This window comes from Alloprevotella sp. Lung230 (assembly GCF_014385435.1).
Lineage (GTDB): Bacteria > Bacteroidota > Bacteroidia > Bacteroidales > Bacteroidaceae > Alloprevotella.
Window position 1 is genome coordinate 58154 of sequence record NZ_JACSUD010000003.1, and the last position, 15159, is coordinate 73312.

At 58.4% G+C, this 15159-nt stretch carries 11 protein-coding genes; 4 read left to right on the forward strand and 7 right to left on the reverse strand.

Annotation, left to right across the window (positions count from 1 at the left end; translation table 11 throughout):
- Positions 1 to 134: 134 nt before the first annotated feature.
- Together yajC and H8527_RS03160 are read right to left on the reverse strand one after the other, a co-directional pair.
- A complete protein-coding gene (yajC, locus tag H8527_RS03155; RefSeq protein ID WP_187545527.1) occupies positions 135 to 440 on the reverse strand; it encodes a preprotein translocase subunit YajC in 306 nt (101 codons plus the stop codon).
- Between the two features lie 53 nt (positions 441 to 493).
- Entirely contained in the window at positions 494 to 1411 is a 918-nt protein-coding gene (locus tag H8527_RS03160; RefSeq protein ID WP_187545529.1) for a transcription antitermination protein NusB, read from the reverse strand.
- Positions 1412 to 1660: 249 nt separating this feature from the next.
- Between H8527_RS03160 and H8527_RS03165 the strand changes: the two genes are divergently transcribed.
- The 4 genes from H8527_RS03165 to H8527_RS03180 all read left to right on the forward strand — a co-directional run bounded on the left by H8527_RS03165 (position 1661) and on the right by H8527_RS03180 (position 7219).
- Positions 1661 to 2032 carry a DUF3276 family protein gene (locus tag H8527_RS03165; RefSeq protein ID WP_187545531.1) on the forward strand — a complete coding sequence of 124 codons (372 nt, stop codon included), beginning with the start codon at positions 1661 to 1663 and terminating at the stop codon, positions 2030 to 2032.
- 162 nt (positions 2033 to 2194) lie between these two features.
- Entirely contained in the window at positions 2195 to 3553 is a 1359-nt protein-coding gene (gene hflX / locus H8527_RS03170; protein ID WP_187545533.1) for a GTPase HflX, read from the forward strand.
- A gap of 219 nt (positions 3554 to 3772) precedes the next feature.
- A complete protein-coding gene (mutS, locus tag H8527_RS03175) occupies positions 3773 to 6415 on the forward strand; it encodes a DNA mismatch repair protein MutS (protein WP_187545534.1) in 2643 nt (880 codons plus the stop codon).
- A gap of 78 nt (positions 6416 to 6493) precedes the next feature.
- Entirely contained in the window at positions 6494 to 7219 is a 726-nt protein-coding gene (locus tag H8527_RS03180) for a nitroreductase family protein (protein WP_187545536.1), read from the forward strand.
- A gap of 107 nt (positions 7220 to 7326) precedes the next feature.
- Here the strand turns inward: H8527_RS03180 and H8527_RS03185 are convergent, their stop codons facing one another.
- From H8527_RS03185 to H8527_RS03205, 5 genes are all read right to left on the reverse strand, one after another.
- Positions 7327 to 8757 carry a choice-of-anchor J domain-containing protein gene (locus H8527_RS03185; RefSeq protein ID WP_187545537.1) on the reverse strand — a complete coding sequence of 477 codons (1431 nt, stop codon included), beginning with the start codon at positions 8755 to 8757 and terminating at the stop codon, positions 7327 to 7329.
- Positions 8758 to 8769: 12 nt separating this feature from the next.
- A complete protein-coding gene (locus tag H8527_RS03190) occupies positions 8770 to 11493 on the reverse strand; it encodes a TonB-dependent receptor (RefSeq protein WP_187545539.1) in 2724 nt (907 codons plus the stop codon).
- A 262-nt stretch (positions 11494 to 11755) separates the two neighbouring features.
- A complete protein-coding gene (gene pth, locus H8527_RS03195) occupies positions 11756 to 12316 on the reverse strand; it encodes an aminoacyl-tRNA hydrolase (RefSeq protein ID WP_187545541.1) in 561 nt (186 codons plus the stop codon).
- 74 nt (positions 12317 to 12390) lie between these two features.
- Entirely contained in the window at positions 12391 to 13050 is a 660-nt protein-coding gene (locus H8527_RS03200; protein ID WP_187545542.1) for a hypothetical protein, read from the reverse strand.
- A 46-nt stretch (positions 13051 to 13096) separates the two neighbouring features.
- A complete protein-coding gene (locus H8527_RS03205) occupies positions 13097 to 15151 on the reverse strand; it encodes a family 20 glycosylhydrolase (protein ID WP_187545544.1) in 2055 nt (684 codons plus the stop codon).
- Positions 15152 to 15159 lie beyond the last annotated feature (8 nt).

The following is a 15159-nucleotide window of genomic DNA, read 5'->3' on the forward strand; positions in this document are numbered from 1 at the left end:
AAGAAGAGAGCGCATAGTGTCAGGGCATGAAAAGGGTCAGCGCAGACTGCGCGTTGGAAAAAGGACGCGGCGTGAGAGCATGGCCGAGGGCGTACTCGCCGCGCGATGCGACATCGCGGAGGGCAGAGAGACCGTTAGGCCTGTGCCGGCTGCGTGCCGTTGGGGTTGATGGCCGCCTTTTCGACCCGAATGTCCACACCGGTGGCCACTTTGAGGGTGATGATGTTGCCGTCGATGTTTTTGATGGTGCCGTGGATGCCGCCGATGGTCACCACGTCCTGACCCACAGCGAGGGCGTCGCGGAAGCGGTTCACTTCCTTCTGCTTCTTCTGCTGAGGACGAATCATGAAGAAATACATGATGGCAAAAAGAGCAACCATCATCAAGATGGTGGTCCACATGCTGCCTTGTTGTGCAGCGGCAAGGAGGGTAAAGTTCATAGGGTGGAATTAAAAAAAAGTGGGAGAAAAGGGAGGGTAGGGCAGAGGGGCGGTCATTTGAGCAAGATGCCCTCGGCCTTGAGTTTTTTGCAGATGTTGTCGAGCATACCGTGGATGTAGCTTGATGAGCGCGGCGTACTGTACACCTTGGCGATGTCGAGATACTCGTTGAAGGAGACGTTGAGCGGGATGTTGTCGAACGCCAGGATTTCGGCCAGCGCAATCTGCATGATGATGATGTCCATGAAGGCGAGGCGCGAAAACTCCCAGTTCTTCGTGCTCTGTCGGATGAAGTCGCGGATGTCGTCGGCGCGCTCCAGGGTGGTGGTGAATAGGCGTGCGGCAAAGGTGGAATCTTCGTCGGTGCCGTAGAGGGGGAGCAACTCCTGTTCGGGTCCGTTGGCGGGGTCGAAGCGCTTGATGGTCTTGAGCACGAAGGAGTCTACGATTTCCTTGTCGTCGTTCCAGTAGAGGCTCTGTTCTTCCAAGATGGGGGCGAAGGCCTCGTTGTTGACGATGAGCGTCTTGTAGAGTTTGCGCACGATTTCGCGGTCGGCCTCGTAGGAACGGTCTTCCTTGTCGAGATAGCCGAGGAAGTGGTCGTGGTTGGTGAAGCTCTCGTAGAGTTTCTTGACGAAGGCCTCTTCCTGCTCCCACAGGCTCTTCTGCTTGTCGGCCCACTCGTGGAGGGCGATGTTGGCATCGAGTTGTTGGAGAAACTGGTTGGCCGCCAGCACGCTGTCGCTGCCGGGAGTGAGGCGTTTGAGCTTGGTGTTGCGGGCCTTGGCCTTGCGTTCGGCCATGCGACGCAGTTCCACAAGCAGCAGGAGGAGCGACTTGTAGAGGTCGTGGGCCTTTTGGAGGCTGAAGTCGAGTTCTTGGAGCGCCACCTCTGTGGTCTTGCCTTCGTTCTGGTAGTAAGCATAGACGAGCTGTACCACTTTCAGACGGATGAGTGCACGATTGATCATAGTTGTCGGAATGTTCGTCCCCATCGGGACATTTTCTGCCACAAAAATACGACTTTCTACCGACTGCCGAAAAAGAAAACCTCGAAATTCGTGTTTTTTTAGTAAAACAGAGGGAAAAAGTCGTCCTTGAGATTGAAAAATCGCTGTGCCGTTTGGTCATCTGCCCAAAAATCTGCAAATTTGCAGGGTCAAAAGGCCACCGCTGCGTTGTGTGGCCGGACGAACTCAATCCACATTACGCTGTTCCTGATGAAAGAAAACTACGAATCTTGGAGAGAACGCTCCGAAAACGAAATCCTCTTTTCGCGGGTGGTCAAAGCCGGAAAACGCGTCTACTACCTCGACGTGAAGAGCGACCGCCACAACGAATACTACATCTCGATGACCGAAAGCAAGCGCATCAAAGATGGCAACGAGGGGGAGCGTCCCGTCTTCGAAAAACATAAGATTTTCCTCTATCGCGAAGACATCATCAAGTTTCTCTCTGCCCTGACCGATGCCGCACAGTTTGTCGGCGACCACCGACCCCTCATCGACGCCTCCCTCGGCGAGCGATACGACGAAGCCACCGGCACTACCACGCGCGATGCGCTGAGCGCCGACTTCAACGTCGAGTTCTGAACGCCCCGCGCTCCGCCTCGCCCTTTGCGCGCCTCGCACCGCACACTTTTTTCCATCCAACGGACACCGCTACCCATTGGCAGAATTTGAGTCGGACCCGCCTTCCGCTCAAGTGCTGCTAGTGGGTTGCTGTTTCTCTCAGCCCTCCAATCTTTTTCCTGCATGAAAGAATTTATCAAAACCACCACTACCGCCGAAACCGCTGTGCTCGTGGCGCTCATCACCAAACAGCAAAACGAACGCAAGACCGAAGAATATCTCGACGAACTGGAGTTTTTGGCCGAAACCGCAGGTGCCACCACCGTCCGACGCTTCACCCAGCGCATGGACGGCCCCAGCAGTGTCACCTACGTGGGTAAAGGCAAACTTCAAGAAATCCGCCAATACATCGAGGAATGCGAACAAGCGGCCGATGAAGCCGACGACGACCCACTCTGGCCGGCCGATGTGGAGAAGCCTCAACCGGTGGGCATGGTCATCTTTGACGATGAACTCTCGGCCAAACAACTCCGCAACATCGAGGCCGAACTGAAAGTCAAAATCCTCGACCGCACCTCCCTCATCCTCGACATTTTTGCCATGCGCGCCCAAACGGCCAACGCCAAAACACAAGTCGAACTCGCACAGTATCGCTACATGCTCCCCCGCCTGCAACGGCTCTGGACGCACTTGGAGCGCCAAGGCGGTGGTTCGGGGGGTGCCGGCGGTGGCAAAGGCGGCAGCGTGGGACTCCGCGGGCCGGGCGAAACGCAGTTGGAGATGGACCGCCGCATCATTCTCAACCGCATGTCGCTCCTCAAAGAGCGGTTGGCCGACATCGACCGCCAAAAAACCACGCAACGGCAAAATCGCGGCAAACTCATCCGCGTGGCGCTCGTGGGCTACACCAACGTGGGCAAATCGACCCTCATCAACCTGCTCTCCAAGAGCGAGGTGTTTGCCGAAAACAAACTCTTTGCCACACTGGACACCACGGTGCGCAAGGTCATCGTGAAAAACCTTCCCTTCCTGCTGGCCGACACCGTGGGCTTCATCCGAAAACTGCCCACCGACTTGGTCGATTCTTTCAAGTCGACCCTTGACGAAACGCGTGAGGCCGACCTCCTGCTCCATGTCATCGACGTGTCCCACCCCGACTTTGAAGAACAGTTGGCCGTGGTCGACCGCACCTTGATGGAACTCGGTTGCGCCGAGAAGCCGCGCATCCTCATCTTCAACAAGATGGATGCCTACACCTTCACCCCCAAAGATCCCAACGACCTCACCCCTGCCACCCGCAAGAACACCCCGCTTTCCCAACTCATGGATTCGTGGATGGCACGCACTGCCGGAGGTGCCGATGCTTCCAACCCGAATGCCGACAACGTGCTGGATGTGATTTTCATCTCCGCCCGCGAACGGCAGAACATCGAGGCGCTCCGCGACCTGCTCTACCATCGTGTGCGCGAACTTCATGTGCAGAAGTATCCCTACAACGACTTCCTGTTTCAAGAGTATAACGAGGAGGGCGAGGTGCTCTAAATCCGCCCCACTCCCCTCCCCATTTTCTGCACTCGGTGGGCGCCGAATCTACCTCAGAGGTAATTTTTTCTACCTCTGAGATAAAAAATTTTACCTCTGAGGTAGATTTTTCCGGCTCCTATGTTTTTTTCAAGGCTTCCTGTTAGCCCGTATTTTCCCCTTCATCAGGTAGATTTCAAGCCCTTTCTTTTCCTTTCCCTTCCTTTCCAACCTCTCTATATGGCCAAAGACGAACTCACGCCGATGATGCGGCAGTTTCACGACATGAAGGCGACCAATCCCGATGCCATTCTCCTCTTCCGCTGCGGCGACTTCTACGAGACCTACTGCCAAGATGCCGTTCTGGCCTCGCAGGTGCTGGGCATCACCCTCACCAAGCGCAACCAAAAGGGCGCATCGGGAGCAACGGAGATGGCAGGATTTCCCTACCACGCCCTCGACACCTACCTCCCCCGCCTCGTTCGCGCCGGTCACCGCGTGGCCATCTGCGACCAGTTGGAAGACCCGAAACTCACCAAGAAACTGGTGAAGCGCGGTATCACCGAACTGGTCACTCCGGGTGTGGCACTGGCCGACAACGTGCTCAACAGTCGGGAAAACAACTTCTTGGCCGCCCTCCATTTCGGTGCCGCCACGGTGGGGCTTTCGCTGCTCGACATTTCCACGGGCGAATATCTCGTGGCCGAGGGCGATGTGGAGTATATCGACAAACTCCTTGCGGGATTTTCGCCCAAGGAAGTGCTGGTGGAGCAGGGATTGAAAGGCAAATTCACCAACCTCTTCGGGTCGCGCTACTTCGTGTTTGAACTCGAAGACTGGGCATTTGCCGACACCTCGGCACGCTCCCGCGTGTTGAAACACTTTGGCGTGAAAAACCTCAAAGGATTCGGCATCGACCACCTCCACACGGCTGTCACCGCCGCCGGTGCCGTGCTCACCTACCTCGAACTCACGCAACACCACCACGTCGAGCACATCACCACCCTGCGCCGCATCGAAGAGGAGCGGTTTGTGCGCCTCGACAAGTTCACCATCCGCAACCTCGAACTCATCGGCACCAACCACGCCGACGGACAGTCGCTCCTCTCCGTGGTCGACCGCACCCTCACACCCATGGGCGCGCGCCAACTGCGGCGCTGGCTTCTCTTCCCCCTCCGCTCCGTGGCCGACATCGTGGAGCGACAGGACAGCGTGGAGCACTTTTTCCGTGCACCGGACTTCCGCGAACTCTGTCACCTTGAACTCTCGAAGGTGGGCGACTTGGAGCGCATCGTCTCGAAAGTGGCTACGGGACGCATCAACCCACGTGAAATGCAGCAGCTGCGGCTGGCACTGGAAACGGTGGTCATTCTCAAAAACGTCTGTATGGCTGCCCCGCAGGAGAGCATCCGCGCCATCGGTGAGCAACTCAACCCCTGCACCGAACTGCGCACCCGCATTGAGCGCGAACTCAGCAGCGACCCTCCGCTGCTGGTGGCCAAAGGCGGGGTCATCGGGCATGGGGTGGATGCGCAGCTCGACGAACTGCGGGACATCCAAAGCACCGGCAAGGACTACCTGCTCCGCATGCAGGAACGCGAAATCCAACGCACCGGCATCCAAAGTCTGAAAATCGGTTTCAACAACGTGTTCGGCTACTACATGGAGGTGCGCAACACCTACAAGGAGTTTGTGCCGGAAGAGTGGATTCGCAAGCAGACGCTCGTCAGTGCAGAGCGCTACATCACGCAGGAACTCAAAGAATACGAAGAGAAAATCCTCGGCGCGGAAGACCGCATCATCGTGCTCGAAACCCGCATCTACGGCGCCCTCGTGCAAGCGGCGGCACAGTGCATCAGCGAGTTGCAACGCAACGCGCAGGCGCTCTCCGACCTCGACTGCTACCACTCCTTTGCCACACTGGCCGAAGAGCGGCGGTATGTGCGTCCCGTGGTGGACGACAGTCTCACGCTCGACATCCGTGCCGGACGCCATCCGGTCATCGAAACGCTCATGCCGGCCGGCGAGGAGTATGTGCCCAATGATGTGCTGCTCGAAGCCGACGGTCAGCAAATCATCATCGTGACCGGCCCGAACATGGCGGGTAAGAGTGCCTTGCTCCGCCAAACCGCCCTCATCACGCTATTGGCGCAGGTCGGTGCTTTCGTTCCGGCCGACAGTGCGCGCATCGGGGTGGTCGATAAAATCTTCACCCGCGTGGGGGCATCGGACAACATCTCTGCCGGCGAAAGTACCTTTATGGTCGAAATGGCCGAAGCCGCCAACATCATGAACAACCTCAGCGAGCGCAGCCTGGTGCTGTTTGACGAACTGGGGCGCGGCACCTCGACCTACGACGGCATCTCCATTGCTTGGAGCATCGTGGAACACCTCCACCAAACACCGCGCGCCAACGCCCGCACCCTCTTTGCCACCCACTACCACGAACTCAACGAGATGGAACGCCGATTTCCACGCATCAAGAACTACAACGTGTCGGTGCGTGAGGTCGATCACCGCGTGGTGTTCCTACGCAAACTTGCCCGCGGTGGGTCGGAACATTCCTTCGGTATCCACGTGGCGCGGCTGGCCGGTATGCCCACGTCCATCGTGAAACGCGCCGAAATCATCCTTACTCAACTCGAAGCCAACAACGCCGACAACGGGGCGACGGCTTCGGGCACTGTCGCCGCAGCCTCGGTGCGCACGGAGCAGGTGTCTGCCCCCAACGAGGGCGCACCACAACTCTCTTTCTTCCAGCTGGACGATCCGGTGTTGGCCGCCATCCGTGACGAAATTCTCCACCTCGACATCAACAACCTCACGCCCGTCGAAGCGCTCAACAAGCTCAATGACATCCGCAAAATTCTGACGGGGAAATAAGGGACTGGCTGTCCGGCCTCTTTTGCCGACTGCTCCTTTTTCCGTCGCTCATCCACCTCTCATTCACTTCCCCACCCTATGACTTTACAAGACCTACTGGATCACCGCCGTGCGGTGCGCCATTTCGACCCTGCCCAACCAATTGATGAAAATGTGGTGCGCCGGTGCATCGAGCAAGCCGCCCTCGCTCCCACCTCTTCCAACCTCCAACTTTGGGAGGCGGTGCATGTGACCGACCCCGAGGTGCTGCAAGGCCTTGCCCATGCCTGCTTCGACCAACAGACGGCCAACACCGCGCAGCAAATGGTGGTGTTCGTAGCCCGCAGAGATAAGCACCGCGACCACACCCGCCGCGTTCTCGAACAGGCTGTGGCCGAAATCCGCCGCTCTTCGCCGGCCGATCGCCAAGAAGGACGCATCCGCCGTCAAACGATTTATTATACGAAACTCGTCCCCTTCCTCTACACCCGTTGCTTCGGGCTGTTGGGACTCCTGCGCAAAGGACTTTCGCTCCTCATCGGTTGCTTCCGCCCCATCATGCAAGAGACCACCGAGGGATCGGTGCGCGTTTCCGTCCACAAAAGTTGCGCTTTGGTGGTACAAACGTTCTTACTGGCCATGGCCGAAGCCGGCTACGACACCTGCCCGCTCGAAGGCTACGACAGCCATCGCGTGGCACGCCTATTGGGGCTGCCTCGCGGGGCTGAGGTGAACATGATTATCACCTGCGGTAAGCGCCTGCCCTCCGGCGTTTGGGGCGCCCGCCAGCGCCTGCCTTTCGAGGAGTGCTACCGCAAAGTGTAGCCTCCGGCCACCGCGCTGTCCCCCACCTCTATCGGCTCCTGCCCCACAACGCAACGCGCCGCCCACATCTTGACGATGTGAGCGGCGCGAAGTTTTTTATGCAGGGTTTAGAGTTTGCGATAGCTGTTTTCGACATACTCAAACTTACCCTTGGCCACGACTTTGAATTTGATTTCGTGGGTGAGCTGATCGGCGGCGAGCGAAGTGCCGGTGTACACACCGATGCGCAGGGTGTAGATGACGTCGATACCCGCTACGGGAACTGCCTCAGGATGCAGTTTGGCGAGGGCACCGGCTAAGGTTTCTTGCAGGTGCTTTTCGAGGAGGGCGGAAACGGCAGCGTCGTCCATACCTTCAAAAGGCTTGGCATATTGCTCGCGGGCTTTTCCGGCGCGGATGTCTACGTTGCCGTAATGTGCCGAAAGACCGGAATAATACTCATTATTGCCGTAGCCCGTCACATAGCCCTTGCCGGCTTCAACACCCAACTTGGCATCGATATTTTCCTTCACCCAGTCTACACCGGCTTGGAAGTAAGCCACGGTGGTGGCGTTCTTCGTGGGATAGAGCAAGATGGTGGAAGAGGGGTCATACGTCCATTTGTCATTTAAACGTACAAACTGATCCGTAGGTGTGCTTTCAGTAACCACCTTGTTGCCTACCACGACATTGTCTAACTGCAAAGTGGTGGTGGCGTTGGTCTGGTCGTTGCCATCATAGCGGAAGGCGATGTGTACCTTTTTACCCTTGTATTTGTTCAAGTCGACATCGGCCGCACGCTTGAAAGTGCCATAAGTTTCTGCCGGCTTTTCAATCTTCACGCTGCTGGTGAGATCTTTCCAAGGGAGGGCGGTCACATTCTGTCCGGCAAAGTCGGTTTCACCTTCGAGAAGGAAGAGGCTCAGACGGCCGCCTTCATCTTTGTAGTTGCCGTAGAGGGCTTCAAAGGTGAGGTGCATACCTTCTTCAACCGCAATGGCAGGAGTGATGGCGTAGGCTTGTGCTGCGCCCACCTGCTTTGTGGGATCCTTTTGGAAGGCCGAAATCTGCAAATAGTGGTTGTTGTTGCGGAAACGGCTTTCCCAGTTGTAAGCTCCGGTCGTGGTGGTTACCGTCCAACCTTGGATGACAGCGGGATTGACGGTTTTGTTTTCGAGTTGCTCGAAATCAGCCACGAAAGCATCGGCACCGGTGGTCACTTTCTGTTCGTAGGTCACGTGGATGGCCGAAGAGTTGTCGGCCGTGAACCACTTGGCCGCGAGGAAAGCGGGGAGATATTCGCTGGCGGTGATGCGTTCGGTGAACTTACCCGTCTTGGCCAACGCTGCCAGTTCCTTCTCTTCGCCCGCAGCTTTGGCGAGCGCTTTGTTGGTGGCGTTGTCGGCGATGGCTTTGTAGTCAGCCGCCGTGAGGGTATAGTCTAACTTTTTGACATCGACCGGCTGAGGACCTTTTTTGAGGCCCTCGAAGTTGTCGTTGTAGTCTGAGCAAGCGGTGAGGAGGCCTGCGCAGAGCAGGGCATATACGATTTTCTTCATGATCGTGGAAAATTAGAAGTTAACCTTGATTTTAACCGACATCTGACGGCCGAAACCGTAGAATACGCGGTAGGCCGAGCGCCAGTCGTGGGTGCCGCCGTCCATGGCTTCGGCAATGTACTCTTGGTTGAAGAGATTCTCGATGTTGCCGGAGAGGGTGGTGCGATGGCCGCCCATGTTGAAGGTGTAGCCTGCGCTGAGGTCGAAGAGGTTGTAGGAGGGGAGTTTCCAAGGCGTAGCGAAGACTTTCTCGCCGCCGAGGCTGATGTCGTTGGCCGATACGGCGTAGTCGGCATAGTAGCTGCCGAAGTGCTTCCAGTCAAGACCGACGCGCACACCGTCCATGGGATAGAGGGTGATGCCGAGGCTGGTGGTGAACTGGGCCGAACCGCCTTCCTTGACGTTCTTCTGGTGGATGACCATCGTGGCGTGGTCGGGGGCTTGGATGCCCGAAGCCACCTTCTTGTCCTTGGTGATGGGTTGGCCGCCGGAGTTGTAGAAATAGCCGGTGGGATTGTTCGTCCACTTCCAGTCGCCCAGAGAGAGCATACCGCGGATGGCCACCCACTTGTAGGGCTTGTAGTCGAGTTCGGCCTCGATGCCGCTGTGCACGGAGTTGACACCCTGCATGTTGATCATGGCGCGGTCGGGATTGCCGTTTTCATCGGTGATGTCGATGCTCTTGGCCATCGTCTTGTCGCTCCATGCGGTGCGGTAGAGGTTGAGGTTGAAGTTGAAGGCTGCCGTGTGGTAGGTGTAGCCCATTTCGGTGGAGAAAATCTTCTCATTCACCGCATCGGGGTTCACTTGGTTGGACACGGTCGAGGAGAGGAAAGCGCCGCCCGAGAAGAAGGGAGCACGGGAGATGTAGCCGAGGTTGACGAACACGTTGTGCTGTCCGCCGAAGCGGTCGATGCCGGGGAACTTATAGTTCACACCGCCCTTGATGGTACCGCCGAGTTTGTTGACTTTTTCGCTCTTCTGGTGGTCCTTGTCGTAGTAGAAGCGGTCCACACGCCACTGGGAGGTCATGTTGGCCGAACCGGCGATGAAGGCGGTGAGGTTGTTCCAGTCGTATTCTGCCTGTCCGAAGACGCCGCCTTGCGCCACGTGGCCGTCGTAGTCACGATAGACCACATCGCCCACGGTGAGCTTCTTGTTGATGAAAGCGTCCGTGCCGGCACCGGCAAAGTTGGCCGGGCGCACGTTTTTGCGGTAGCGGTCGATGTAGTAAGCACCGTTGTAGAGGTCGGTGATTTCGTTGGTGTGCGTACCGATGTAGTAGCGCAGGTCGAGGCCGCCGTAGAGGTTGAGGTGGCTGTTGACTTCCTTGGTGTAGGTCGACACGAGGCCGTACCACTTGTGGAGGTTTTTCGACATCGTCATCACCATCTGCGAACCGCTTTCGGACTTCTCGTTCAGTTCTTGGATTTCATCGTAGGCAAAGGTGCCGTCGGGCTTGCGGAACTGCATGTTGAGCACGCCGTTGTTGGCGCCGTACCATGAAGAGGAGTAGGGGGCAGTGCCTTGTCCGGACGTTCCCCAACCGTTACCGATGGAGGCGTAGAGCACGGTGTTGAGCGAAGAGGTCGAGTTGATCTGCCAGATGTGCTGGAGTTGCAACTGAGGCTTGTGGTACATGTTCTTCGAGGAAGTGCGGCGCTGGCCGTTCTTGTCGAAACCATAGGTGGGGTTGTAGCGGTACTGCTCGCCGGGGCGCATGTATTTGCCCACTTCCTGCCAGCCTTGGAGGGTCAGCCCGTCGTACTCCGAGCGCTTGTTGTGCCACTGCGGAGCACCAAAGACGGTGAAGGAGAGGATGTGGTCGCCGAGTTGCTTGGAGAGCGAGGCGAAGTAGTTCCAACCTTCAAACTCTGTGCCCTGGATGTAGCCGTCGCCCCAGGTGCGGCCGCCCAAGAGGGTGAGGGCCCATCCGCCGGCGGTGCGACCGGTCGAAACGCTGAACAAGGCTTTGTTGTAGCCGTCGTTGCCCATGCCGTAGGAGAAGAAACCGCCCTTTTTGGCGTCGGTTGTCTTGGTCACGATGTTGATGGAGCCGCCCACCGAGGGAGTCGACACCTTGGCCGCTCCCAGACCGCGCTGTGTCTGGATGTTGGAGGCCACATCGGCCAGACCGGCCCAGTTGGACCAATAAACGCCGCCCCACTCCATGTCGTTCATCGAAACGCCATTGACCAGGACAGCGATGTTTTCGCTCTTAAAACCGCGCAGGTTGATTTTAGAGTCGCCGTAGCCACCGCCGCCGCGCGTCACGTAGACACCGGGAGTGGCTTCGAGCACTTTGGGAAAGTCGGCCGTACCGATTTTCTCCTCAATCATCACCGAACCGAGGGTGGTGAGGGCAACCGGAGTTTTGCGTGCGATGGCACGTGTGGTCACGACAGCGTCTTTGAGCGAGACGCTGCTCGCGGCAAGGGGAACAAGGCCGAGGTCGTACTCTCCCGTCTTGCTCACGGGCAGCACGAGGCGCTCATAGCCGATGCAGGAGAATTGCAGGCTTTGCTTGGCCTTGGTGGTTTTGATGGTGAACTTGCCTTTGTCGTCGGTGATGGCATTGGCGTTCGCCCCTTGGATGGCAACGGTAGCGCCCACGATGGGAGCGTTGGTCTCCACATCCACCACGATGCCGCTGACGGTGGCTTGAGCCACTGCCTTCGTGCCCAACGCGATGGAAAGCACTACCAAAATTACGGAAAGCAACAATTGTTTTCTCATAACCTTTGAATGAAGTTTTTGGGTTGATAAAAAAGTGAGCAACATGGCGTTTGCTCCGAGATATTGCTGCAAAATTACGAAACTTTTTGCGATAAACTCTAAATACGGATGCAAAAAGTGGAGAATGACTCTCCTTTTTAAGATTTCCGTGTTGCTTTTTCCAAAAAAGTGGGATGACAGAGGCGAGGGAGGCGATGCCTCGTCTGCTCACACACACAAAGCGAGGCGCCCACCCAAATTCGGTGAGCGCCCCGCGGCGTGGTCATTTGTTGAAGAGGTTCATCGTGCGGTCGATGCCTTGGAGGGCATAACTCTTCACCGCTTCGGCAGCGCGTGCCAGGGCTTCGGGTTTTTGAGCAAGGTCGTCGCCTTCAAACGTGCCGAGGACGAAATCGACCTGTCCGCCGCGTGGAAATTCGTTGCCGATGCCGAAACGCAGGCGGGCATACTGCTGTGTGCCGAGGGTTTGGGTGATGTGGCGCAGGCCGTTGTGTCCCGCTTCGCTGCCCGAAGCCTTGAGCCGCAGTCGGCCGAAGGGGAGGGCGAGGTCGTCGACCACCACCAGCACCTGTTCGAGGGGGATGTTGCGTTCGCGCATCCAGTAGCGCACGGCGTTGCCCGAGAGGTTCATATAAGTGGAGGGTTTGAGCAGGAGGAGGGTCTGATTTTTCACGCGTACGGTGGTGATAAAACCGTAACGGCGGTCTTCCCACGTAGCACCCGCATCTTCAGCAATGCGGTCTACCACGTCGAAACCGATGTTGTGGCGCGTGTGGGCATATTCGGCACCGATGTTGCCGAGCCCGACAATGAGATAAACCATGGAGAGAACAAAATGTTTTGGTGAGCAAAGGAAAAATCCCACCGCTTCATCGGGGAAACGAGCGGGGGCGGCGGTCAGAAGAAATTGACCACGTAGTCTTGTTTGTTGAGTTGCGGGTCGAGGTAGGCCAGTCCGAGGCGGTAGAGGTCGAACGTGACGCTCACCGCCTTGTCGGCTTGGAGTTGCCGCCACAGTTGTCGCGCGGCCGCATCGCTGTGGATGTCGGTCACGATGAGGAGGGCAGGGTGGGGCGGTGGGTCGAGGGGAAAGGCGGTGGCCGTTGCCCATTCGCCGGCAGCCGTTGGGGCAATCAAGAGGGTGTCGCAGCGCCGCAGAAGTTCGGTCGGCAAAGGCAGGGACGAGGTGGGCGAAATTTCATCGCCCTCTCCCGAATGTCCCTCTCCCCAAAAGGCACATTGCACCTTGGGGCAGGCCGCCTGCACATAGGCAGCCGTGCGCTGCCAGTCGCGTCCGAGGAAAGCCACCGACCGACTCTGCCAATGGTTGGCCAGGCGGAAGATGAGGCGGTCGTCCTTCTCGCAAAGCCGTCCGGCAAAGGCGTCCCGCTGTTCGGCCAGAGGAGCGTAGGCATAGTAGTCCCACGTGTTGTAGATCACGTCGCTGATGAGGTTGAAGGCAAAGGGCGAATGCACGCCGTAGCCCTGCCGGTGCCGCCATCGACGACACCACACCACCACGCGGTGCAGAAAGGAAAAACAGGAGTTGAGGGGCATGGGAGCGGGGGAGATGAGAGAAAAACGGAGCAGCACCGACCTCTTCCTATCGGCTGCCGAGGGGCAGCGCGGTGGGCGGTTCGGCCGTGGGGTGGGGCGCATAGACAATGCCGTCGAGGGCGTTGCGCCCGTCGCGGTCGGTGAGCACGAAGGTAAACATCCATTTGCGCAACCGCTGTCGGCCGTCGGGGAGGAAGGGCAGGCGCAGCAGCACCTTGTTCCAGCCTTTTTTCAACCACAGCGGCAGCGGCGGTCGCGCGGTGAAGTTTTCGTTGCGCAGGAGGGTTTCGTGGGTGATGTTGGTCAGGCCGCTGTTGTCGAAAGTCGGCGGCGCGATGGGGCGGTCGTTGAGCCAGATTTTGGAGCCGTAGCGATCCCATGTGCCGGCATCGGGAGCAGCATCTTTTTCGGAACGCCCGTAGTTGTACAACTCGATGAGGGCGCCGGCTTCCTGCGCTTGGGGGGAGTAGATGTAAGTCCAGGCGTAGGCCGTGGTGTGCTCCTGCGGATGGGGGAAATGGGCGGGAATGATGCTGCCCCAGGTGTGGCGCAGATAGATGCCCGCGCCGGTGGCATGGCCGGTGCGATAGGTTTTGCCGTGGTAGACGTAGCTGTCTTTCAAACCCTCTGTCTCGGGCGGCAGCGGGCGGTCGGGGTCGCCCTCGTTGGGGAAGGGCTCCGTGATGCACCAGCGCACGTCGGTCTGCCGCACATACGGCACCGGTTCTTCGGCGAGGGTGGTGCTTTTGTGGAAAAGAAAACGCTCTTCCCACGAGCGGAACTCCTCCCACTCCGCACCGGCATCGGGCAGCGTGGTGCCGCCTTGTTCGACATACTGCCGTCCGCCGCCGCGCCAACTGCGTTCGGCAAGGGCAATGGCATTGGCGAAGAAGTTGTTTTGCGCCACGATGTCGCGCTCGGTCGCCATTTTGCGGTCGTTCCACGGGGCGGAAATCGTGCCGGCAAGGTCGGGATGGCCGCGCTCGGCATAGTAGATGTTGCTCTTGTAAATGCCCACGAGGTCGGCAAACACGTCGAAGTGGTTGGTGTATTGGTAGCGGCAGTCGATGTTGGGCTTGCCGGCCACGGCCTTGCCCGCGGTGCTCCACATTTGGGTCATGTCGATGTCGAGGCCGCCGATGTTCACCCCTTGGACGGGGTTCCACACCACCACCTTGCGCCCGAGGGCGTGCACCTTGTCGATCATCGTTTCGAGGAAGCGGGGGTAGGTGATGGCGCGCTCGTCGGCACCGATGTGGAGGTAGGGTGCGTGCGGAAATACGGCCGCCATTTCTTCGAGAATGGTGGTGAGCGCCGCCACGCCGGCATCGGTCTGCATGTCAAAGCCCATCGCGCGGCGGAAGGCTTCGCTGTGGCCGGGCATATCGATTTCGGGAATGATGATCACCCCGCGTTCGGCGGCAAAGGTTTCGAGTTCCTGTGCTTCGGCCTGCGTGTAGAATCGGCCGGGGAAGCGGGTCATGTGTTCGGCCGCCGTGAGTTGCGGAAAGGCTTTCACCTCGATGCGCCAGGCTTGGTTTTCCGTCAAGTGCCAATGGAAGGTGTTCACCTTGAAGCGCGAGAGGAGGTCGATGTGGCGTTTGAGGGTTTCGATGGAGAGAAACGACCGCCCGACATCGTGCATGAAGCCGCGGAGTTTGAAGGCGGGAAAGTCGGTGATGTCTGCCGCTTCGAGCGCCGGCCGCTCAGCACCGCCCATGGCCATTTGCGCCAACGTCTGTGCGGCACGAATGATGCCCACCTCCGTGGCGGCGGTGATTTCGAGGGTGTCGGGACGCACGCGCAGTCGATAGCCCTCGTTGGGAAAACCGTCCAGCCGATAGTCGAAGGTGTCGAAATGCGGCTCAATCCTGACCACCACTTGGGCGGCGGCGTTCGGAGCGAAGGAGCAGCCTTGTGCGCGCAGGAAATGCCGGAGGAGGGCGGTGTGGGTCGGGTCGGTCAGGGCGACGGGACGACCCAGTGCGAAGGGCGCGGCTTCCACTCTCTCCACCTGTTGCGGCAGGGGCAGGAGGTGCTTGAGTTTGGCCTGCGCTCCCAAAGCGAAGAGGGCGGCAGCCAGAAGGAGGCCTTTGAGCATAAGGGAGG